The organism is Mycobacterium spongiae, assembly GCF_018278905.1.
Classification (GTDB): domain Bacteria; phylum Actinomycetota; class Actinomycetes; order Mycobacteriales; family Mycobacteriaceae; genus Mycobacterium; species Mycobacterium spongiae.
Genome location: NZ_CP046600.1, coordinates 2,918,528 through 2,940,535 on the forward strand (window position 1 = coordinate 2,918,528; position 22,008 = coordinate 2,940,535).

Consider the following 22,008-nt stretch of genomic DNA (forward strand, 5'->3'; position numbering starts at 1 on the left):
CGGGCCGCTCACCGCGGTGCCACCTCAAGCGAGCTTGTCAGCCGCGAATGTCGCTGCCTGGCTGGTCATACCCGACTGGATGTAGGAGACGTGCGCCATGATGTTCCCGCCGCCCGTGCAGATCGGATCGTCGTCCGCACACAGGTTGATGGTCTTGGCGCTGTAGAGCGGGCCGATTGTCGGCAGGGGCTGCCCTCCCCACAACATGGTCGAGAATTCACTGGATGGCTCGCCGAACAGGGCAACCGCGGCGACATGATCGGCGACCGCGGGTGGCATCGCCGAGGTAGACAGGTCGATCACGGTGGCGCCCTGCGAATACCCGCCAAGCACGATCGAGGTGTCCGGGCAGCTCGCCACGGTGTTCTGGATGTGCGCACTGGCATCATCGGCGCCGCTGTTAGCGCTCATGTGGTAGTCGTCGTTAGCGGGGTAATTCACCGCGTAGACCCCGACGGAACGCCCATTGACCTGCGAGCTCAGCGAGTCGACAAATGCCTGGCCGACGTCACCGAGGCCGGGGTCCTGATGGGTCCCGCGAGCGAAAACCACCGCAATGTCGGAGCAGGGATCGGCTGACGCGGCAGGACCGTTGATGGGCGCAATGAACAGCGCCGACGTCGTCACAACCGCGACGCCAACGAATCGGGCAAGGTTGCGTGCACTCATATCCAAATCCTGACTTACGGCCGGCGACGGCGGTGCCGGCGGCGGGCTTTGCGGCAACGACGGTACCGGGAGTCGTGGCGACTGGTCCAATCGACGGGGTCCGGGTGGTGGCGCAATCCGGCATGTGAATGGCGCAATCAGACAACGTGATGAGGCGCATCCCGGCTTACCGTAGGACTCGACACCAACCAAGGAGTTCGATATGACTGGCATGTCCTCCCGCCCCACCGCCCTGGTCACCGGAGGCTCTTCCGGCATCGGCGAGGCCACCGCCATGCTGCTGGCCGCCAACGGTTTCACCGTTTACGCCGCCGCTCGCCGCGTGGACCGCATGCGCCACCTCGAGCAAGCGGGGATCCACGTGATCGCACTCGACGTCACCGATGACGAGTCAACGCGGCAGTGCGTGCAGACCATCGTCGCGGCCGAAGGCGCCATCGATGTGCTGGTCAACAACGCCGGCTACGGCTCCTACGGCGCCATCGAGGACGTCTCGATCGAGGAGGCACGCCGCCAATTCGAGGTCAACATGTTCGGGCTGGCGCGGATCACCCAATTGGTGCTGCCCGGCATGCGCGATCGGCGCTCGGGCACCATCATCAATATCTCCTCGATGGGCGGAAAGATCTACACGCCGTTCGGCGGCTGGTACCACGCCACCAAGCATGCGCTCGAGGGCTGGTCGGACTGCCTGCGGCTGGAGGTCAAGCCGTTCGGCATCGACGTCGCCGTTATCGAGCCGGGCGGCATCAAGACCGAGTGGGGCACCATCGCCGCCGATAACCTGGCCCAGGTCTCGGCCGCCGGCGCCTACGCCGGGGAGGCCAGTGAAACAGCGAGCTCCATGCACAAGCGCTACCAGGGCGACTCGCTGTCGTCGCCCAATGTCGTCGCGAAAGCCGTGCTGCGCGCGGCCACCGCCAAGCGACCGCGCACCCGCTACGCGGTCGGCTACATGGCCAAGCCGTCGATCCTGATGCGGCGGTTCCTCAGCGACCGGGCCTTCGACTTCATCATCGCCCGCGCAGCTTGAGTTTCACCTCGTCGACATGCAGACCTACTCGGTCGACCCCGGATGGCGCGTCGTCCTGCGCGACCTCCGAGTCGAAGTCGCCGCAGTCCTGCGACGTGCAGGCCTGCCTCCGGATCTGTTCGGCCGCGGCGACGCGCGGCTGACCGCAGAACAGTTCTACACCCTGTGGGCCGCGTTGGAGCAGGAGTACCAGGACGACACGGCGCGCGACGTCGCCCTGGCCGTTGCTCGGACCGTCACCGCCGAGGCGTTCGCGCCACCGATCTTCGCCGGTCTGTGCAGTCCCACGTTGACGGTGGCCGCACATCGGATCGCGACGTACAAGCGGCTGCTGTACCCCGTCACCCTCGCCGTCGCGGGCGCGCCCGAACTCAGGATCGCGATCGGGTCACGCGCCCCCTTCGAGCCGCCGCCGGTGCTGGTCCGCTTCGAGCTGCTGTTCTGGGTGGCTTTCGCCCGCTTGGGCACTCGAGAAGACGTGCGGCCGATGCGCTTGGTGCTGCCGGAGGCGCCGCCCGACCCCGACGGGCTCGCAGCCTTCATCGGGGACGGTCGCTGGGTTGTTGGGCCACGGCCCGAGATCGAGTTCACCGCTCTGGACGCCCGCCGTCCCTTCGTGACTGCGAACGACGCGATGTGGCAAGTCTTCGAGCCAGAGTTGCGCCGGCGCCTCACCGCCCTTGACGTCGACGCCTCGTGGGCGGACCGGGTGCATGCAGCCCTGCTGACCGCGTTGCCGGCCGGTCGCCGCTCGCTCGGTGACGTCGCCGATGACCTGCACGTCAGCCGGCGGTCGCTGCAGCGCTGGCTTGCCGCTGAGGGGTACTCCTTCTCCGATGTCCTTGACCGAACCCGCGAACGCCTGGCCCGTCACTACCTCACCTCGACCGGGCTTTCCGACACCGAGATTGCCTTCCTCATTGGCTACGAAGAGCTGACATCGTTTCATCGCGCGTTCCGGTCCTGGACCGGGCACACCCCGGGCGTGGTGCGGTCCGGGCATGCCGCGATCGGCGACCAGCCCGAGGACGAAGTGCTGCCAGCGTGAACCGCGTCCGGGGATCACAGCTTCGGACACGCGGCGAAACGCGGTCAGCCGAGCGGGGTGGAGCGACTCATCGAGAAATTCAGCGTGCCGTTCGACACCGCGATCACCGGACGCTTGGGCAGACCCAGACTGCGTAGCTCTTCTGCTGCTGGGTGCCCCGTGCCGATCGCCACCTGCACGCCATGGCGGTGGTAGCCAACGTTGCCGTAGCTCTGGGTCAGCCGCCCCACGTGCGCAACCCCGTCGAGCATCGAATAGACCGGTGGGCTGATCTCCCGGACTGTCCGCCTGCCGCGGGTGGGGACGGTGAACCGCAGCACCTCGCGGCTGTCGTCGCCCCATGCCATCGTGGCAGAGCCATCGCGCTCGGCGTACACCAAATCCTCGACAGTCTTGGGAAACCCCCAGATCTGCTTTCCGGCGTCTCGGGACAGGGTCGTGGTCACGGCCAAGCGCCATGCGAAGGAACCGATCTTTGCGGTCGCCAGATCGCGCAGGGTGGCGAAGTACGGGACTCTCCCCGGTGGGCGGTCGTGACGGAGGATGAACGCGCTGAACGCGATCTCTTCATACGCCCCACAGTCGGTGTCGACGTAGTGGACACAGTTGAGCCCCATCAATGTCCGGCCGGGCGCGATTTCCGCGGGCACGAATCCGGTGCCGGCCAGGCGGGATCGCATCCGCGTCGTGGGCACGACAAAGATCCCGGTCATCGAGGAGCCCGCCCGAAACTGTGCCGGCAACACGAGCCGCCGCCCCTCGATGGTGAACGAGCTCGACCTGGCGGATGATCCGGATTCGGTCATGCGCCGACCTCGCTGGCCGCGCCCGACCCGATAGCTCGCAGCGTCGCCGCCGCGGCCGGGGCAGTCATCGAACCATGCAGCATGTCGACCAGGTTCGTTGAGAAGATGTCGATCCTGGTCAGCGGCCGCCGGCCGGCGCCGACCAGTTGCTGGCGGGCGCGAGCGCCGATGCTGGCGATCACCTGGCTGATCCCCACAAGCACGCGCTCGGCGGCGAGCTCGCTGGGCAGCGCAATTTGGGCCAGCATCAAGTCGACCAGGCCGAGGATGAGCGGGTCTTTGAATCGAGCCGCCAAGTCGTCGAGTTGCTCATGGGGGTCCTCCATGACCGACTGCGCCACCGCGAGGTAGGCCCACTGACTCGGCCCGTCAGCCAAGAAACTTGCGTAGGGCTCCACGACGACTCGGCTTAGCCGAAACAGGTCGGTGGTCGCCCGGTCCACGGTGAGTTCCGCGAAGGCCAGTGCTCTCCTGACCTCAAGCACCTCGCCATGGTCGGCAAGAATGGCGTCCACCAGGCCGCGCCGGGACCCGAAGTGGTAGCGGATTGCCGATTTATTGCCCACGTTCGCGGCGGCGATAATCTCGCGATCCGATGGCCCGGCGACACCCCCGACGGCGATCAGTTGCTCGGCAACACGCAACAGCGCCGTCCGGGTGGAAGTGAGCTTTTCAGTCATATGCCTTAATATCCTAACATTGCAGTCGTCCATTGCGGCCAATCTCAGCAAGAGCTTCAGGCAAGTGCCTCAGAGCTTGGTTGCACCCGTCGACAGGGGATAGTTCATGCATACAACCGAGCGCTTCGACATCAGCGACCTGAGGCTGGACCTGGCCGAGCGCAACGATCAACAAGCCGCGCTCCGGGCTACCGAGGGCCTCGTGCACGATGAGAAGAACGATCTCTACTACGTGGCCAGGCATACCGACATCAAGACGGTGACGCACGCAACGGACGTGTTCTCCTCAGCCGGCGGCGTCACCTACTTCGACTCTGTCCCACTGTCCTTCGTCACCATGGACGACCCCGAACATGGCCGGTTGCGCCGCACGGTGTCCCGGCAGTTCACGGCACGCTATGTGTCCGGCCTGCGTGAGCGCACGCGCCGCTACGTCGAGCAGGCCCTCGACGCGATCCGGCCAGGAGAGCCCGTTGATGTGGTCGACGCCCTCACCGCGCCGATCCCGCTGCGAATCATCTCCGAGATGCTCGGCTTGCCGGATTCCGATGTCGACATGATCCGCGGCTGGACCGACACGATGATGGACGCCGGCGGACGCCTCGACGAACCCGGCGTCCTCGAGTCTGCGATAGGAAGCTTCGCCTTCTGGGGCGAGTACGTGGACTCCCAAGTCGCCGATAGGATCGCCAAACCGGGCTCAGACCTGCTGTCCGCGCTGGCCAACTCCGGCGATGAGGCACTGGATCGCGACGAGTTGGCGATGTTCGCGACCGCGTTGATGGTCGCCGGCAACGAGACCACCCGGCATAGCGCCAGCAGAGCGATCCTCACCCTGGCCACACACCCCGACCAATTGGCTCGCCTGGTCGACGAATCGGTGCCCGTGCCGACCGCGGTGGAGGAGATCCTTCGCTGGACCAGCGTGGCCAGAGTGATGATGCGCACCGCCACCGCGGACACCGCCGTGGCCGGGACATCGCTGGCTTGCGGTGATCGCGTGGCGCTGCTGTATCCGTCGGGCAATCGCGACGAGCGCGTCTTCGCCGACGCCGACCGGTTCCTCGTCGACCGCAGCCCCAACCCACATCTCGCCTTTGGCGTGGGGGCGCATTTCTGCCTGGGCGCCAGCCTCGCCCGAATGGAGCTGGACGAGATCCTCAGCGGCCTGCTGCGGCGATACCCTCGCCTTGAGCTCGACGCCGAACCGGTATACCGCTCCAACGGACTCGTCGACGGCGTGGCCTCGCTTCGTGTCCGACTGAGGTAAGAGCTTCCGCGATGGGTGGCTGATCGGCGCCGCTGGCCGCCGCGGTGCCCGCGGGGTGTAATCGGCACATGACCAACGATGTCTTCGAGGTCTGCATCGTCAAGTACGGCGCGCGGTCAACGACCAAGAGCGACGTGTACCTGAACTTCCATATCTACGGGATGCCGGACGACCCCATCGACATGGCGTATTACTTCTGGGTGCTGCGCAACGACGCGGCTACCGTCGTCGTGGACACGGGATTCTCCGAACACGACGCTCGGGTGCGCGAGCGTACCGTCCTCGTCGATCCCCGACGTGCGTTCGAACTGTTGAGCGTCGACCCTCGCGCTGGACCGCCGGTGGTCGTCACTCACGCCCACTACGACCACATCGGCAATCTCGACTTCTTCGGCCAGTCTCGAATCACGCTGTCGCGCAACGAGTTGGAATTCTGTCTCGGCCCGTTGCGCGAGCGCCGGCAATACCAGCACTTGGTGGGGACCACCGAGTTAGCGACCCTCGCCGCCGCGCACGCCGAAGGCCGGGTGGAGCTATTCGACGGCCGCCACCTCCTGATGCCCGGCATCGAGGTGCTCGAGGTCGGCGGCCACACGCCCGGGCAGGCCATGGTCAAGGTGAACACCGCGGATGGCGTGGTACTACTCACCTCCGACGCGGTGCACTACTACGAGGAGTACGAGCAGGACATGCCGTTCATTTACGTCAGCGACCTGCGCGCGATGTACCAGACGTTCGACCGCATCCATTCGATGGTGACCACGGGCGAAGTGGCACACATTGTTTCCGGACATGACCCGCTGACGATGAATAAATTCACCATGGTGACCGACGGCCATCTCGCGGGACTGATGGCGACCATCGGGGCGAGGTGAGGGCCCCCGCGCGAGCGATTCGGCGTACGGTAATAAGTATGACTAACAAAGTTGACGGACCGGATTTCGATCAGCTGTATCGCGACGAGCGGTTGGTAGGGGGCTTGCCCGCATCGACGCCGTGGGACATTGGCGGGCCGCAGCCGGTCGTGCAGCAGTTGGTGGCGTTCGGCGCGTTGCGCAGTGAGGTGCTCGACCCGGGGACCGGCCCCGGGCACAACGCCATCTACTACGCGTCACAGGGCTACACGGTGACCGGAATCGACCTTTCGCCGGCCGGGATCGCACGCGCCCAACAGAATGCGCAGCACGCGGGCGTGAGCGTGGACTTTCAGGTCGCCGACGCGACGAAGCTGACTGGCCTGGAGAATCGCTTCGACACTGTCGTCGACAGCGCGTTCTATCACGTGTTCCTCGACGATGAGGAGATCCAGCTGCAATACCTGCGGGCACTGCATCGCGCGACCAAGCCAGGGGCGCGGCTGTTCATGTTCGAGTTCGGACGTCACAATGTCAACGGCATGACGTTCGACGGGCTCCCCGCGGATAACTTCGAGCGGCTACTGCCGGCGGCCGGCTGGCATCTCGACTACCTGGGAACGACGACCTATCAGGCCAATTACAGCCCGGAGACGTTCGAGGCCATGTCGGCTCAGATGAATGAGCAGCCCGCGATGGCCGCGCGGATGAGGCCACTGCAGGATCGCCTGGGCGTCTTGGGACCGCTGTTGGAGAATCACCGGGTTCACATGCCGTTCTGGTCGGTCGCCGCCACCCGCGGCGACTGATCGGGGCGACTCCGGGCGACGACCGAACTACTAGCTGAACGTGGGCGCCCGCTTGGCAAGGAAGGCGTCGACGCCCTCGCGGCCGTCGGCGCCTTCGGCGCACGCGGCAATGGACCGGCCCTCGATCTCCATCTGCTCTTCCAGACCGGTGTTCAGCGAGGACAGCAGGAGCTGCTTCACCGCGGCGTGGGAGGTCCTTGGCCCCGCGGCGATTCTGTCGGCGATCTCGGCGACGGCCGTGGGCAGCTCGGTGTCGGCGACCACCGCGGTGATCAATCCCCACTCGGCCGCCTCGGCAGCCGACAGTGTGCGATTCGTCAGCATCAACTCCTGCGCCCGGCGCACACCGATGAGCCGCGGGAGGTAGTACGTCGAGCTGCCATCGGGACTCAACCCCACTTTGGTGTAGGCCATGGTGAATGACGCGGATTCGGCCGCGAGCACCAGATCACCGGCGATGGCGAGGCTGAATCCGGCTCCGGCGGCCGCGCCGTTGACGGCGGTGACCAGCACCGCGTCCATCCGCGCGAACGTTGAAATCGCGCGGTGCATGTTGTCGGCCAGGCCCTTGATGTAGTCGCCGCGGCCGGGGGCTGACGCGAACGCTTTCAAATCACCTCCGGCACAAAAGAAGCGTCCCGAACCGGTGAGGACCACGACCTTCGTGGCGTCGTTGTCGCACTGGCGAGCCGCGTCGGCGAGTTCGGCCACCATCACGTGGTTGATGCCGTTCGCGGCGTCCGGCCGGTTGAGCGTGATGCGCGCGACGGCGCCGGAGCGCTCGACGATGATGTTCTGGTAGTCAGTCACGCCGGCAGTGTAGCGAGTGACACCAGGCGGTACCACAGGTATCCGATTCTTTCGGTATCCGATACCGGTGGTATTGACTACTAGGATCGCCACCTCTAGCCTTTGCCCTATGGAGCAAGCGCGGATGGCAGAGGCGGGCAACGATGGGCTGCCAAGGGAAGCGATCACCGCCGGAGTCCGCGTTCGCTGGTTGGCCATGCACGGTTTCATTCGCGGCCTTGCGTGGTTGGGAGCTCGCCGTGGCGACGCCCAGGCACGCCTGATCGCCGACGCGCAAGCCCGCGCACACCCGGCCGCCTTCATCGAAGAGCTGCGCGGCCAGGGTCGGCTGATCAGCGGCCAGGGGGCGCACATCACTGTCGACCACGAGATCGCTCACCAGGTGTTGCGCTCCGACGACTTCCGCGTCGCACCGAGCGGCGAAGGGTTGCCGAAGAGGTTGCGCAGGGTGGCTGAGCGCACCGATAGCGGGCTGTTGCACCCCTTGCAGGCACCATCGCTGTTGTCGGTGGAGCCACCGCAGCACACCCGCTACCGCAAGATGGTCTCTTCGGTGTTTACCACTCGCGCCGTGGCCAAGCTGCGTAACCGCGTCGAGGCGACCGCCGCCGAGCTGCTCGACGAACTCCCGGATCAAACCGGTGTCGTTGACATCGTCGAGCGGTACTGCTCGCAGCTGCCGGTCACGGTCATCGGGGACATCCTCGGTGTGCCGGACGACGACCGGGAGATGATCCTGCACTTCGCCGAACTCGGCGCGCCCAGCCTGGACTTTGGACTCACCTGGCGCCAGTACCTTCAGGTGCGTCGCGGCCTCGTCGGGATCAACTTGTGGCTGGTCGACCACCTACAGCAGCTACGGCGCAACCCGGGCGATGACCTGATGAGCCAGCTCACCCAGGTCGCGGATCAAGACGGGCGCCTCGACGACCGAGAACTGCAGGCGACCGCCGGCCTGGTGCTGGCGGCCGGGTTCGAAACCACGGTCAATCTGCTTGGCAACGGGATCCGCATGCTTCTCGACGCGCCGCAGCACCTCGCCACGCTGCGGGCGCGACCCGAGCTGTGGCCCAACGCCGTGGAGGAAATCCTCCGACTGGACTCGCCGGTGCAGATGACCGCGCGCGTCGCGCGACGCGACATCGACCTGGCCGGTCAACGCGTCAGGCGCGGACAACTCGTGGTCGTCTACTTGGCCGGAGCCAACCGCGACCCCGCCGTCTTCGACAATCCCCATCAGTTCGACATCGAACGGCCCAACGCCAACAAGCATCTGTCGTTTTCCAGCGGACGACATTTCTGCCTCGGCGCCGCCCTCGCCCGCAGCGAAGGCGAGGTTGGGCTGCGCGCGTTCTTTGAACGCTACCCCGACGCACAACTGGCTGGCGGCGGCAGCCGCCGTCCAACCCGGGTTCTGCGCGGCTGGTCTTCGTTACCGGTCACCTTGGGCTCGGTGCGTTCCCCCGTCGGATCGTAAGGCAGTCGTTGGGGCGGCCCGACCAATCGGTCGGGTTTCAGCGATGGGCGATGACGCCCAGGTGGGAGAGTCGCAATGGCGCACGTGGTGGCAGCTCCAGACGCAGTGTCGGCCGCGGCAACGGACTTGGCGAACATCGGCTCTGCACTGCGCGCAGCCAACGCGGCCGCGGCGGCACCCACCACAGGAGTGATCGCCCCGGGTGCCGATGAGGTGTCAGCGGCAATCGCCGCGCTGTTCTCCGACCACGCGACGGCCTATCAGGCCCTGAGTACGCGCATCGCGGGGTTTCACAGCCAGTTTGCCCAGGCCCTCAACGGTGCGTCGGAGGCGTATGCGGCGGCCGAAGCGGCCAACACCGCACTGCTGCAGCAGGCCCTCAATCTGATCAACGCTCCTACTGCGGCGCTGCTGGGACGTCCGTTGATCGGCGACGGCGCCCACGGGACGGCGCCGGGGCAGGCCGGTGGGGCCGGTGGGCTGTTGTGGGGCAATGGTGGCAACGGTGCTGCCGGACGCAACCCCGGGATCCCCGGGGGTGCTGGCGGTGCTGCCGGGCTCATCGGTAACGGCGGGGCCGGCGGGATCGGCGGTGCCGGTGCCGCCGGTGGACCGGGAGGTCATGGTGGATGGTTGTTCGGCAACGGCGGCATGGGCGGACCGGGCGGGTCCACCGTCGCCGGCGGCAACGGGGGGCTGGGAGGTGCCGGCGGTGCGGCCGGGTTGTTCGGCTTCGGCGGCGCCGGCGGGCTCGGCGGACACGCCATTAGCGATGTCGCCGAAGGCTCCGGTGGCGGTGGGGGAGTCGGGGGACGGGGCGGCTGGTTGTTCGGAGGCGGCGGCACCGGCGGCGCCGGTGGGTTCGCCGCGACCGCCGGCGGCGACGGGGGCCTCGGGGGTACCGGCGGTGCCGCGGGGCTGATCGGGCACGGCGGGACGGGCGGGATCGGCGGATTCGGCGGCACCATCGGAACCGAGGGCTTCTTCGGCGGCAACGGCGGCACCGGCGGGCACGGCGGGCTGCTGGTGGGCGACGGTGGCGACGGCGGTGCCGGGGGCGTGAGCGGGTTCGGCGGGTTGGGCGCCGCGTTTGCCGCCGGTGGAATCGGTGGTACCGGAGGTGACGCCGGGCTGTTTGGGGCCGGTGGGGCCGGCGGGCGCGGTGGGCACGGCCTTGGTGTCGTTGGGGAAGCCGGCGGTCATGGCGGGGCCGGCGGCAACGGCGGGTGGCTGTACGGCGGCGGCGGGGAGGGCGGACGCGGTGGCAATGGCGGCAATCATGAGTTCCAGGGGCCCGCCGGTGTGGGTGGTGACGGCGGCGCGGGCGGTTCGGCCCGGCTGATCGGCGACGGCGGCGCTGGTGGAGCCGGTGGGAGCGGCGGGATCGGCATTCCCAACGCGGCCGGTGGTGCCGGCGGTAGCGGCGGTACCGGCGGATCCCTGTCGGGCAGCGCCGGCACGGCTGGCCCAGACGGCTGATCCGGGTAGAGCCGAGTCGCGCGCACCAGTCAACTGCACATCACCGGCACCTGAGGCGGGCCGGGCTAGGCTTGCGGCCATGTGGCTGCTTTCGACCATGTGGTTGCTTTCGACCTTGTGGTTGCTTTCGACCATGTGGTTCCGCGACCGTTACAGCCGCGGCGGTCGACAGTGACGACGCTGCACGGCAAGGTCGCCCTGATCACTGGCGCCTCCTCAGGCTTGGGGGCGGCGGCGGTCACGCTCTTCGCGGAACGCGGCGCGACCGTATTCGGTGTCGCGCGCGACGAGAACAAGCTTGCCGAGGTATTCGCACCGATAACCTCAGGTGCGTATTCACAGGTCGATATCACGACTCCGGGTGCTTGCGCTGCCGCCGTCGAATCGTGCGTCGACGCGTTCGGGCGGTTGGATGTGCTGGTGAACGTGGCCGGTTCGCACACCATGCGCCACACCGCGTGGGTGACCGACGAAGACTGGGACCGCGATCTCGCCGTGAACCTGAACGGGCCCTTCTATCTCATCCGCGCCTCGCTGCCATTCCTGCTCGATGCCGGCGGCAGCATTATCAACGTGTCGTCGGTGGCCGGAACCCACGGGCAGGCCTACTCGGCGGGGTACTGCGCGGCTAAACATGGGTTGGTCGGGCTTACTCGCGCACTGGCCGTGGAATTCACCGCTGACAAGATTCGCATCAACGCCGTATGTCCCGGTGGAATGCTCACGCCGCAGGTCACCAACTTTTCGTTACCCGATGGCGCCGATCCCAGCTTGGTGATGCGAACGGCGTCCCCGCGCGGACTCCTGGAACCCGACGTCGCCGCAGAAATGATCGCGTTCCTGGCCAGCGATGCCGCGGCGGCTATTCATGGCGCCGTCATCGCGGTCGACAATGGCCGCAGCGCTGACTAGCCACCGACTAGCACCGCCGACATTCGGGCCGTGGGTCTCACCCAGTTAGGCTTTCGGCTATGCCGTTCAGCCACGGTGACATCTTCGCCGGTTACACCATTCAGCACCTGCTCGGCGCTGGTGGCATGGGGGAGGTCTACCTCGCACAGCACCCTCGCTTGCCCCGCCTGGACGCGCTCAAGATCCTCTCCCTGGATGCCACGGGTGATGAGGAGTTCCGAGCAAGATTCAATCGCGAAGCCGAATTGGCGTCGACGCTGTGGAATCCGCACATCGTGGGGGTGCACGACCGTGGCGAGTTCGACGGCCGGTTATGGATCTCGATGGACTACGTGGAAGGTACCGACGCCCGCCACCTCGTGGAGCAGCGCTACCCATCGGGCATGCCTCACGACGATGTCGTAGAAATCGTGACGGCCGTCGCTGAAGCCCTGGACTTCGCCCATGAACGTCGACTGCTGCATCGCGACGTCAAACCGGCGAACATCCTCGTCACCGCCCCGCCGGAGGGCGCGCGGCGCCGAGTTCTCTTGACCGACTTCGGCATTGCCCGCGAGACCGACGACATGACCGGTCTGACCGAGGCCAAGATGGCCATCGGTACCGTCGCCTACGCGGCACCCGAGCAGCTCACCGGCAAGTCGCTGGATGGCCGCGTCGACCAATACGCGCTGGCCGGCACGGCGTTTCACCTGCTCACCGGCGCACCGCCCTTCGATGACTCCAACCGCGCCGTCGTCGTCGGCCATCACCTCAACACGCCTGCGCCGCGGCTGTCGCAACGCCGCCCCGATCTTGCTCACCTCGACCCCGTGTTCGCCAAGGCGTTGGCCAAAGACCCCAACGATCGGTACCCCCACTGCCTCGACTTCGCCCAGGCGCTGGCAACGCCGCCGGACGCCGCAGCCCGCCCCGGGTTCGCACCCGACCCGGCGGCCAACGGTGCGCCTGATGGCCCAGGCGTGGCCTCGGCCAGATCCTCGGCAACGCCGCAGCCCTCCCCGCCGAGCGCGGCGCCCGAAGCTCGGCCGCGGCACGCTGCCAGCGTGCACACCGCTCCCCTCGGCGCTGCCGACGATCGCGGCTCAACGGCGCCGCACACCAAACGTCTTGACCCCATGACCGAGCACGGCACAGCAGTTTCGGTGCGGAAGCGACCAGCCGGACCCGGGAACGACGACGAAGTGTGGTCGTTTGGCCTCAAACGATACGAGCCGAGCGGAGAACCGCGGACCGAGATACCGGTCGAATTGCACGGCAGCTCCATCACCGGACCACTCGCCGACGGCGACCTGGTCGGGGTCAGCGGAATCTGGGACGGCAGCACCCTGTTCGCCGATACGGTCGTCAACCATTCCGCCGAACCTGGCGGCCGACGTCGGCCACCCTCGGTTCCGAAGACGAACCCGAAGAAGATCACCACCGCCTCCGATTCGAAATCCGGTAAAGGGCGAATCGTCGCGATCGTGGGGCTTGTCGCCGCCGCGGCCGTGGCGGCAGTGGCCATCGTCGTCACCCACGGGTTCGGGCTGTGGTCGGACAAGACGCCCGGTCCACTCGTGAAACCCGAACAGGCCACGGTGTTCTCTCCGGGTGGCGCGCCCGACCATCCCGGGCAGGCCAATCTGGCCATAGACGGGGATCCGAATACGTCGTGGCCAACGGACACCTACGTCGACGCCACGCCGTTTCCCACCTTCAAGGAGGGCGTGGGCCTGATGTTGCAGTTGTCGGCACCGACCGCGCTGAGCGCGGTGGGTATCGACGTGCCCAGCACCGGAACCGAAGTGCAGATCCGCGCTGCCAACAGCGCGAATCCGGCGAGTCTGTCCGATACCACCGAGCTGACCCGGAGCGTGCCGCTGAAGCCGGGGCACAACCGCGTCCGGGTGAACAGCCAGAAGAAGACGTCCCATGTGCTGGTGTGGATCACGAAGTTGGGCACAACGGACGGGGAGAGCCGTACGGCCATCTCCGAGATCACGCTGCACGCGCGGTGAACTGGCGCAACGTCAGCGCACGGCGGCGACCACCTCGTCGGCGACCGCCAGCGCCAGCGCCATGATCGACACCTGCGGGTTCACCTCCGGGCAGCTCGGCAGGATCGACGCGTCGGCTACCCACACGCCTGCGACCCCACGTAGCCGACCGCTGGCGTCCACCGGGCACAGCTGCTCGTCGCTGCCCGCTGCGGCCGTACCCGTCGGATGAAAAGCCGCTAGGTGCAAGCTCCTCGGGCTTGTCCGGCGCAGCACATCCTGCAGCTGGCCGAAGGAGGTGACGGTGCCGGCCGCGGGAAGACCGGTAAGAACCTCAACGGCGCCGGCGGCAAAGAGTAACCGGCCCATGGCCTCGACCGCCGTCATCAGCCGCGCCGCGTCGGCGCGGGTGATGTCGTAGCGCAGCACCGCGTCGCCCCGTCTCAGGTTCACCACGCGGCCGCTGCCTTCGTCGGCGACCATGGCGCCGAGCGTCACGACGCGGTGCGCTCGATCGAGCCAGCCAAGCAGCTCCCGGCCGTATCCCGGAAACACCATCGACCCCATGCCAGGAGGCGTGGCGGTCGCCTCGATCAGGATTCCCTGCGACTCGTGTAGTTCGTCGACGGCCGAGCTCTGCAGCACGCCGCGCCAGGCGTAGATGTCGCGCTCGAAAGATCCGGCCAGCGCGGCGGCGGGGTGCAATGCGAGGTTTCGGCCCAGCCGGCGATGGCCTCCGAGCCCGCTGCGCCACAGCAGGCCCGGGGTTTCCGTCGCGCCGGCGGCTACGACGATGGTCGGCGCCCGCACGTCGAACAACGTGCCGTCTTGCCGGCGCGCCCGCACGCCCTGCGCGTGTCCGCCGGAGTGCAGCACCCGCACCACCCGCGCGTCCGACACGATCCGCGCACCGGCCGCGCAGGCCTGCGGTAGCGCGTTGAGGTGCACCCCAAACTTCGCGTTCATCGGGCAACCGATGGCGCACTGGCAGCAACCGTCACATCCGGGCGCATTGCGCGGGATCGGCGCCGCCCGCCAGCCCAGGGCCTCCGCACCGGCCAGTAGCGTGCGCCCGTTGCGTCCCATGACGTCCATCGGCACGGGACTGACTTCGAGCGTGCGTTCCACCTCGTCGAGATAGCCCTCGTAACGCGCCGGGTCGGCGAGCGGGAGCCCGAAATCGTCGCGCCAGCGGCGCACAACGGCGTCCGGCGTTCGATAACACGTGCCGGAGTTGACCACGGTGCTACCGCCCACCGCCCGCCCAATTGGCAGTACGACGGCTGGCCGGCCAAGTGCCGCGGTGGCCCCGCCGCCGCGGTAGAGGCTGGCGTAGCGATCCAGGGGGTGGGTGGCGCGGAATTCGTCGACGGTCCAGCGCCGGCCCTCCTCGAGCACGATGGTGTCAAATCCGTTGCGTGCCAGTGTCCGAGCGGCCATCGCACCACCAGCGCCGGAGCCGACGACCACGGCGTCGGCAGTGACGACGGACCGGCATTCGGGCGACGGTATGACGGTCAGGTCAGCATCGGGGCGGGCTACCTCGTGGCGCTGAGCGCGGTCCAGCAGCTCGGCGGCATACACATCGGCACCGTTGGCGAGCAACAACAGCGCCTTGAGCCCCTCGATCGCGGCAGCGGCCTCGGGTCCTAATGAAGCCACTCGCTGCAGCACCGCAACGCGGCCGTCGGGCGTCAGTCGCCCCAGGGACCGGCCGGCCGTGAGATACCCGGCGGCGGTCATCGAGAGCAGCCCGGCCCGCATCGCGATCCGGACCGTCGCCGGGAGGTGAGCGATGTAGCGGTCAACACGCTCGACGAGTACGGCCGGTGGCGGACCACCATGCTCTTCAGGCAACAGCGCGGCACCGAACGACGCCGTCGCGCGGTCGGCCAGCCGCGTCATCGCCGACGGCCCAGCCGGCGGCCGAGCTTGATGAAGCACGGGTACGTCCCGAAGATGCCGCCGGCAGCGGCATGCATGGGCCAGCTCAGCTCCGTTGTATCGATGGCGAGAACTCCGCTGTTCCACATGAAGTCGCGACCGTCGCGCGAGCGGAACGGACGCCACAGCAGACCCAGACCGGGCACATTGTGGTAGAGCCCGAACGACACGCTCAAGAAGGTGCCGAGAGTGGCTGCCTCGGCCGCGTCGCGCTGTTCGGCCGGCAGCCTCCGCTCGATGAGCACCCCGGCGGCAATCAGCATCGGAAGGTCAAGCAGAAAGCTCATGTGCGACTCCTTTCGTTGACCGGTGCCTCGTCGTCCCTGCCACCACCGGAATCATCGCTCATCACACACTAGATTGACACATCAATCAATAGCTGCCTAGGGTGCGGATATGTCCCCGGGGGCGGTCGCGCGAGCACTGGTATTGGAGGCACCGCGGCGCTTGGTCGCCCACAAAATGCCGGTGCCGGAGGTCGCTGATGACGCGGGGCTGGTGCGCGTCATCGCCTGCGGCCTGTGCGGCACCGACCACGAGCAATACACCGGAGAGCTGTCCGGCGGTTTCGCGTTCGTCCCGGGCCATGAAACCGTCGGTGTCCTAGAAGCGGTCGGACCGCGGGCTGCGGAGCGCTGGGACGTGTCGGCCGGCGATCTCGTCGCGGTCGAGGTGTTCCAGTCGTGCCGCGACTGTCCACCGTGCCGCACGGGGGAGTACCGCCGCTGCGAACGGCACGGGCTCACCGACATGTACGGTTTCATCCCTGTCGAGCGGCCGCCCGGCCTGTGGGGCGGCTACGCCGAATACCAGTACCTGGCGCCGGATTCGATGCTGCTACGCCTGCCGGCCGACCTCGATCCGGTGGTGGCCACGTTGTTCAACCCGCTCGGCGCCGGAATCAGATGGGGGACAACCGTACCCGGCACGGGGCCAGGCGATGTCGTCGCGGTCCTGGGGCCCGGCGTCCGCGGCCTCTGCGCCGCGGCGGCGGCAAAGGAGGCCGGGGCGGCATTCGTGATGGTGACCGGCCTGGGGCCCCGCGACGGCGACAGGCTGCGGTTAGCAGAGCAGTTCGGCGCGGACCTGGCCGTCGACGTCGGCACCGACGATCCCGTCGCCGCGCTGCGAAAGGCCACCGGTGGGCTCGCCGATGTCGTCGTCGACGTCACCGCCAAGGCACCCGCTGCGTTCGCGCAGGCGATCGCGCTGGCGCGCCCCGCCGGTACTGTGGTCGTCGCCGGTACGCGGGGATGGGGCAGCGGCGCGCCGGGTTTCACCCCCGACGCCGTGGTGTTCAAGGAGCTGCGCGTCCTCGGCGCCCTGGGCGTGGACGTCGCCGCCTATCGGGCCGCGCTGGATCTGTTGGCCACCCGTCGCTACCCGTTCGAGCAGTTGCCGCGGCGCTGCGTCGGGCTCGACGATGCCGACGATCTGCTCGCTGTCATGGCAGGTGAGCGCGCTGGTGCCGCGCCCGTGCACGGGGTGCTGGTGCCGTGACGCGCAGAGCCGCTATGAGTTCCCGGCTCATCGTCGAGTACCCACTGTGACCGTTCCCGCGGCGACCGTCGACACCCTGCTGGGCTGCCGACCGGACGATGACGGCCTGCGCTTCGAGTTTGGGCGGCATCTGCACGGCGCCTTCGGGGGTGCATTCGGGGGCGGGGTCGCGGCCGCGGCGATCCGCGCCGCCCGGACCGTGGCCCCCGATCGCCTCCCGGCGTCCCTCGACGTTCGGTTCTTGCGCGGGCTGGGTGCGGGCAGCGCGCATGCCCGGCCCACCGTGCTGCGTGCCGGCCGGTCGCTCACGACGGTCAGCGTGGACATCGCTGACGCCGCCGGCCGGCCGGCGGCGCGGGCCACCGTCGGGCTAACTGACGCCGCCGCGCTGTACACCCTCGACCGGCCCACCGCCACGGACATGCCGCCGTTGGTCGGCTACGACGCCGGCACCGATTGGCGCGCCCCGGGCGACGTCGAGATCCCGATCTTGGCAACGCTACATCCACGGACCGTGGGCTCGGGCCCATCGTGGATCGCCACCGGATTGGCGTTGCCATGGAACGGAGCTGAGGCGAGCGCCGAAGCGATCTGCCTCGCGGCCGATATGTGCGTCGGGCCGCCGGTGGCAGCCGCGTGCGCGGACCGATGGATACCGCATCCCAACCCGGACCTGTCCCTGCGGTTCGTCGGCGAGGTCACCGGCTGCGAGCTGGCCGCAGTTGGCAGGCTGGAACGCATCTGCGGTGGGCTCGCGGTGGTGGGCATCGCCGTATGGGCAGCGGATGAGATCGTGGGAGTGGGTGTTTCGTCGTCGATGCTCCAGGCACGGTCGGCGCACCTTCCCACCGGGTCGACCGAGACCGATCCGAACAGACGAACGGGTGATCGATGACCGCGGTGACCACACATGACGAGCTCCCCCTCACTGACGTGCGGGTACTCGATCTTGCGACCGGCGAGGCCGAGGCGATCGGTCGCCTCCTTGCCGACCTCGGCGCGGACGTCCTGAAGATCGAGACTGACGGCGGCAGCCCTGGCCGGGGCCGGCTGCCCGCGGTAGCCGGCTGCAGCATCCCCTTCGCGTTGCGCAACGCGAACAAACGCAGCACGGTGCTCAACCCCGAGACCGAGGCGGACCGACACCGGTTCCTCGAGCTGGTGGGCAGCGCCGACATCCTCATCGACAGCGGAATCCCCGGTATGGCAACGATATTCGGAATGTCTTGCGCCAGGCTCGCTGACCACTTCGAGCGACTGGTCGCACTGCACGTCAGTGATTTCGGTACCGACGGCCCCCGCGCAGGGTGGCAAGCAACCGATCCGGTGCTGTACGCACTGTCGACGGCGCTGTCGCAGTCGGGACCACCGACCGGCACACCGGTGCTACCGCCGGATGGCATCGCATCGGCTACCGCGGCGGTGCAGGCGACCTGGGCGGTGCTGGTCGCCTACTACCATCGGCTGCGCTACAGCATCGGCGAGTACATCGACTTCTCCAAGTTCGAGGCCGTCGCCCAGGCACTTGATCCGCCGTACGGCGCGATGGGCCAGGGTGCGCTGGCGCAGCGGAGCTCCGGAGGCTGGCGCGGCCGACCGCGGCATCAGGATGTGTACCCGATATTCGCCTGCAAAGACGGCTACGTGCGGCTTTGCGTGATGTCGCCGCGGCAGTGGCATGGCATGCGGGCCTGGCTCGGGGAACCATCGCAATTCCAGGACCCCATGTACGACGCCGTGGGCGCCCGGTTCAAGGCGGCCCGGGAGATCGGCGCACTCACCGCGGCGCTGTTCTCCGACCACACGATGGACGACCTGGTCGCAGCCGGAAAATCCCACGGCGTCCCGATCGCCCCGGTATTGACCTCGTCCGAAGCGCTCGCGTCGGATCATTTCCGCGAGGTCGGAGCCCTGTGCGACGTGGAGTTTGCCCCCGGCATCAACGTCAGCGTCCCCGCGGGTCCGTTCATCATCGATGGCCAGCGAGCGGGTTTGCGCCATCGTGCACCGGCGCCTGGCCAGCACGGCCCCGATTGGCAGCGTACGGATACGGGGTTACCAGCCAGCGACGAGGCCGCCGTGCGACGACCGTTCGAGGGGATCCGCATCGTGGATCTCGGCATCATCGTGGCCGGCGGCGAGCTCGGCCGGCTGTTCGCCGACATGGGAGCGGAGGTCATCAAGGTAGAGAGCCCCCAGTTTCCGGACGGATTGCGGCAGACCCGCACCGGTCAAGCGATGAGCGAAGCCGTTGCCTGGACAAACCGCAACAAGGTCGGTCTCGGCCTGGACCTGCGGCAGCCCGCGGGCACCGAGACTTTCGCTCGTCTGGTGGCCACCGCCGACATTGTGTCCGCCAACTTCAAGCCGGGAACGCTTGCCAGTCTAGGGTTTTCGTACCCTACGTTGCGCTCGCTCAATCCGGGCATTGTCCTAGCCGAAAGCAGCGCATTCGGCGACCGCGGCTCATGGAGCGTCCAGCCGGGGTATGGCCCGTTGGTGCGCGCGGCCACCGGGATCACCAGGCTATGGACGTCGGACACCATCGACGACGCTCGGCCCCCATTCTTGGACGCGGTCACCGTGTTCCCCGACCACGTGGCGGCGCGGGTCACCGCGATCGCCGCGCTGGCGGCGTTGATTCGCCGACACCGCACCGGACACGGCGCGCATGTGCACATCTCGCAGGCCGAAGTGGCGGTAAACCAGCTCGATACGACCTACGCGACCGAAGCCGCCCGCGCGGCCGGCCTACAGGTGTGCGACGACCCGAGCTACCACGGTGTGTATCCCTGCGCCGGGGACGACGAATGGTGTGTTATCTCCCTCCGTGACGAAGACGACCGGCGGGCGCTCGCGGCGGCCATGGGTCGTTCCCCGGTGGATCGCGACCGTGGCGACATCGTCGACGAGATTGCATGCTGGACAAGCACTCTCGATAAAGAGACGGTGGCCAACCTACTTCAGCGGGCGGGTGTGCCGGCTGCTCCGATGAACCGAGCAACCGATGTGCTTGTTGATCCCCAGGTTCGACATCGAAAGTTGCTGTCCGACATGGTGCATCCGCTTTTCGACGCGCCGCTGCCCGCGGAGGCGGGGCCAGCGCCGTTTCGCAACATCCCGGCCGTTGAGCTGCGCCCTGCGCCGATGCTCGGCGAGCACACCCGCGAGGTGTGCCGCCGGCTGCTCGGCCTCGACGACGACGAAGTTGACCGCCTGATCAACGTCGGCGCGCTGTATGCGCAAGGGCAGGTGAGCTGATGCCGGTCGTTCCCAGGACTCCCGTGCTCATCGGCGCCGGGCAAGTCAACCAACACGACGGCGACCTTGATCCGGTGGGGTTGATGGCAGCGGCCGCGCGGCGGGCTTGCGATGCTCGCGTGCTGGAATCGGTCGACTCGATCCGCGTGGTGAATCTGCTGTCCTGGCGGTATCGCGACCCTGGGCTGTTGCTCGGCCGGCAGATCGGCGCCACGAACTTCTCGACCTCCTACAGCGGCGTGGGTGGCAATGTTCCGCACGCGCTGATGAATCGGGCCTACCTGGATATCCAGCAGGGGCGGGCCGACGTCGTGCTGATCGCCGGCGGCGAGTGTTGGCGGACCAAGACGCGGTTGCGTGCTGACCAGAAGAAGCCGCAGTGGCCGCAGCAGGATGACTCGGTGCCGATGGCCGAGGGAGATGGTGACGATGTCCCGATGGCGGGTCCCGCCGAACTGCGCATTGAACTGATCCAGCCCGCGCATGTCTACCCCATGTTCGAGCAGGCGTTGCGGATCGCCGCCGGCGAGTCATCGGATGAGCATCGGCGCCGGATCGGCGAGCTGTGGTCACAGTTCAGCGTGGTCGCGGCAGGCAACCCGAATGCCTGGAGCCCGAGAGCCGTCCCGGCAGAAGATATTTGGCAGCCCGGTCCGGACAACCGGATGATCAGCTGGCCCTATACCAAGTTGATGAACTCCAACAACATGGTCGATCAGGGCGCGGTCGTGGTTCTGGCTTCTGCGCAAGCCGCCGAGCGGCTGCACGTTTCGTCGGATCGGTGGGTCTTTCCCTATGCCGGAACAGAGTCGCATGACACGTATACGCTCGGCGAGCGACTTGACTTCCACCGGTCGGCGGCAATCAGGATCGCGGGTCGGCGCGTCCTCGAGCTCGCGGGGGGCCTCGGAGTTGACGACATCGAGTTCGTCGACCTTTACTCGTGTTTTCCGTCCGCGGTCCAAGTCGCCGCCAACGAACTGGGTCTGCCGATCGGTGATTCGGGCCGTCCGCTGACGGTGACCGGCGGGATGCCGTTTGCCGGGGGGCCATGGAACAACTACGTGACCCACTCGGTGGGCACGATGGCCGGGCTGCTGTTAGCGAACCCGGGTAGTTTCGGGCTGGTCACCGCCAATGGCGGATACCTCACCAAGCACAGCATCGGCGTTTACGGCACGGAGCCACCTAGCGCCGAATTCCGTTGGGAAGATGTGCAATCAGCAGTCGACCAGGAGCCGACCCGCACGGCCTACGACCAATGGGAGGGCATCGGCACCATCGAATCATGGACCGCGCCGTTCGACCGCGATGGGCGTCCCCAGAAGGCGTTCGTGTCCGTGCGGACGCCCGAGGATGCGCGGACCCTGGCCGTGCTCACTGCTCAGGGCGATGTGCAGGCAAGCGTGGATGACGACATAGCGGGTGTCCAGGTCGCGGTGCACGGCGACGGCACAGCTGCGCTGGTATAGGGGCT

19 protein-coding genes are annotated in these 22,008 nt (G+C 67.7%); 13 read left to right on the forward strand and 6 right to left on the reverse strand.

All coding sequences use genetic code 11. The features are described from left to right. Positions 1-24: 24 nt before the first annotated feature. A complete protein-coding gene (locus F6B93_RS11950) occupies positions 25-669 on the reverse strand; it encodes a cutinase family protein (protein WP_211695291.1) in 645 nt (214 codons plus the stop codon). Between the two features lie 202 nt (positions 670-871). On the opposite strand from F6B93_RS11950, the gene F6B93_RS11955 reads away from it, so the two are divergent. Next, the gene (locus F6B93_RS11955; protein ID WP_246540729.1) at positions 872-1,702 is read left to right on the forward strand and encodes an oxidoreductase; all 831 of its coding nucleotides are present in this window, start codon (positions 872-874) and stop codon (positions 1,700-1,702) included. 16 nt (positions 1,703-1,718) lie between these two features. After that, entirely contained in the window at positions 1,719-2,750 is a 1,032-nt protein-coding gene (locus F6B93_RS11960) for a helix-turn-helix domain-containing protein (RefSeq protein ID WP_211695292.1), read from the forward strand. A gap of 44 nt (positions 2,751-2,794) precedes the next feature. Here F6B93_RS11960 and F6B93_RS11965 read toward each other — a convergent pair whose 3' ends face one another. Together F6B93_RS11965 and F6B93_RS11970 are read right to left on the reverse strand one after the other, a co-directional pair. After that, positions 2,795-3,556, reverse strand: coding sequence for a hypothetical protein (locus F6B93_RS11965; RefSeq protein ID WP_211695293.1), 762 nt, complete (start codon positions 3,554-3,556; stop codon positions 2,795-2,797). Next, on the reverse strand, positions 3,553-4,236 hold the full coding sequence (locus F6B93_RS11970) for a TetR/AcrR family transcriptional regulator (protein WP_211695294.1): 684 nt from the start codon (positions 4,234-4,236) through the stop codon (positions 3,553-3,555). The genes F6B93_RS11965 and F6B93_RS11970 overlap by 4 nt, the downstream gene beginning before the upstream one ends. A 106-nt stretch (positions 4,237-4,342) precedes the next feature. On the opposite strand from F6B93_RS11970, the gene F6B93_RS11975 reads away from it, so the two are divergent. The 3 genes from F6B93_RS11975 (at position 4,343) to F6B93_RS11985 (ending at position 7,169) form a co-directional block, all read left to right on the forward strand. Beyond that, positions 4,343-5,506 carry a cytochrome P450 gene (locus F6B93_RS11975; protein ID WP_211695295.1) on the forward strand — a complete coding sequence of 388 codons (1,164 nt, stop codon included), beginning with the start codon at positions 4,343-4,345 and terminating at the stop codon, positions 5,504-5,506. Between the two features lie 68 nt (positions 5,507-5,574). Further along, the gene (locus F6B93_RS11980) at positions 5,575-6,381 is read left to right on the forward strand and encodes an N-acyl homoserine lactonase family protein (protein WP_211695296.1); all 807 of its coding nucleotides are present in this window, start codon (positions 5,575-5,577) and stop codon (positions 6,379-6,381) included. A gap of 38 nt (positions 6,382-6,419) precedes the next feature. After that, the gene (locus tag F6B93_RS11985) at positions 6,420-7,169 is read left to right on the forward strand and encodes a class I SAM-dependent methyltransferase (RefSeq protein WP_211695297.1); all 750 of its coding nucleotides are present in this window, start codon (positions 6,420-6,422) and stop codon (positions 7,167-7,169) included. Between the two features lie 30 nt (positions 7,170-7,199). Here the strand turns inward: F6B93_RS11985 and F6B93_RS11990 are convergent, their stop codons facing one another. Beyond that, a complete protein-coding gene (locus F6B93_RS11990) occupies positions 7,200-7,979 on the reverse strand; it encodes an enoyl-CoA hydratase/isomerase family protein (protein WP_211695298.1) in 780 nt (259 codons plus the stop codon). 124 nt (positions 7,980-8,103) lie between these two features. On the opposite strand from F6B93_RS11990, the gene F6B93_RS11995 reads away from it, so the two are divergent. The 4 genes from F6B93_RS11995 (at position 8,104) to F6B93_RS12010 (ending at position 13,847) form a co-directional block, all read left to right on the forward strand. Further along, positions 8,104-9,456, forward strand: a complete 1,353-nt coding sequence (locus F6B93_RS11995) for a cytochrome P450 (RefSeq protein WP_211699439.1) — start codon at positions 8,104-8,106, stop codon at positions 9,454-9,456. 75 nt (positions 9,457-9,531) lie between these two features. Then, positions 9,532-10,935, forward strand: a complete 1,404-nt coding sequence (locus F6B93_RS12000) for a PE family protein (RefSeq protein WP_211695299.1) — start codon at positions 9,532-9,534, stop codon at positions 10,933-10,935. Between the two features lie 171 nt (positions 10,936-11,106). Further along, complete coding sequence (locus F6B93_RS12005) at positions 11,107-11,847, forward strand: SDR family NAD(P)-dependent oxidoreductase (protein ID WP_211699440.1); 741 nt, start codon at positions 11,107-11,109, stop codon at positions 11,845-11,847. Positions 11,848-11,906: 59 nt separating this feature from the next. Beyond that, positions 11,907-13,847, forward strand: coding sequence for a serine/threonine-protein kinase (locus tag F6B93_RS12010; RefSeq protein WP_211695300.1), 1,941 nt, complete (start codon positions 11,907-11,909; stop codon positions 13,845-13,847). Between the two features lie 12 nt (positions 13,848-13,859). Here F6B93_RS12010 and F6B93_RS12015 read toward each other — a convergent pair whose 3' ends face one another. Both F6B93_RS12015 and F6B93_RS12020 read right to left on the reverse strand, forming a co-directional pair. Beyond that, the gene (locus F6B93_RS12015) at positions 13,860-15,731 is read right to left on the reverse strand and encodes a GMC family oxidoreductase N-terminal domain-containing protein (RefSeq protein ID WP_211695301.1); all 1,872 of its coding nucleotides are present in this window, start codon (positions 15,729-15,731) and stop codon (positions 13,860-13,862) included. Next, positions 15,728-16,057, reverse strand: coding sequence for a hypothetical protein (locus tag F6B93_RS12020; RefSeq protein WP_211695302.1), 330 nt, complete (start codon positions 16,055-16,057; stop codon positions 15,728-15,730). Before F6B93_RS12020 ends, F6B93_RS12015 begins: the two co-directional genes overlap by 4 nt. A 109-nt stretch (positions 16,058-16,166) precedes the next feature. On the opposite strand from F6B93_RS12020, the gene F6B93_RS12025 reads away from it, so the two are divergent. Genes F6B93_RS12025 through F6B93_RS12040 form a run of 4 tightly spaced genes read left to right on the forward strand, consistent with a single transcriptional unit; the run spans position 16,167 to position 22,003 of the window. Further along, positions 16,167-17,270 carry a zinc-dependent alcohol dehydrogenase gene (locus tag F6B93_RS12025; RefSeq protein WP_211695303.1) on the forward strand — a complete coding sequence of 368 codons (1,104 nt, stop codon included), beginning with the start codon at positions 16,167-16,169 and terminating at the stop codon, positions 17,268-17,270. Between the two features lie 46 nt (positions 17,271-17,316). Continuing rightward, positions 17,317-18,165 carry an acyl-CoA thioesterase domain-containing protein gene (locus tag F6B93_RS12030; RefSeq protein ID WP_211695304.1) on the forward strand — a complete coding sequence of 283 codons (849 nt, stop codon included), beginning with the start codon at positions 17,317-17,319 and terminating at the stop codon, positions 18,163-18,165. Continuing rightward, entirely contained in the window at positions 18,162-20,531 is a 2,370-nt protein-coding gene (locus F6B93_RS12035) for a CaiB/BaiF CoA transferase family protein (RefSeq protein WP_211695305.1), read from the forward strand. Before F6B93_RS12030 ends, F6B93_RS12035 begins: the two co-directional genes overlap by 4 nt. Then, on the forward strand, positions 20,531-22,003 hold the full coding sequence (locus F6B93_RS12040) for an acetyl-CoA acetyltransferase (protein ID WP_211695306.1): 1,473 nt from the start codon (positions 20,531-20,533) through the stop codon (positions 22,001-22,003). Before F6B93_RS12035 ends, F6B93_RS12040 begins: the two co-directional genes overlap by 1 nt. Positions 22,004-22,008: the final 5 nt, after the last annotated feature.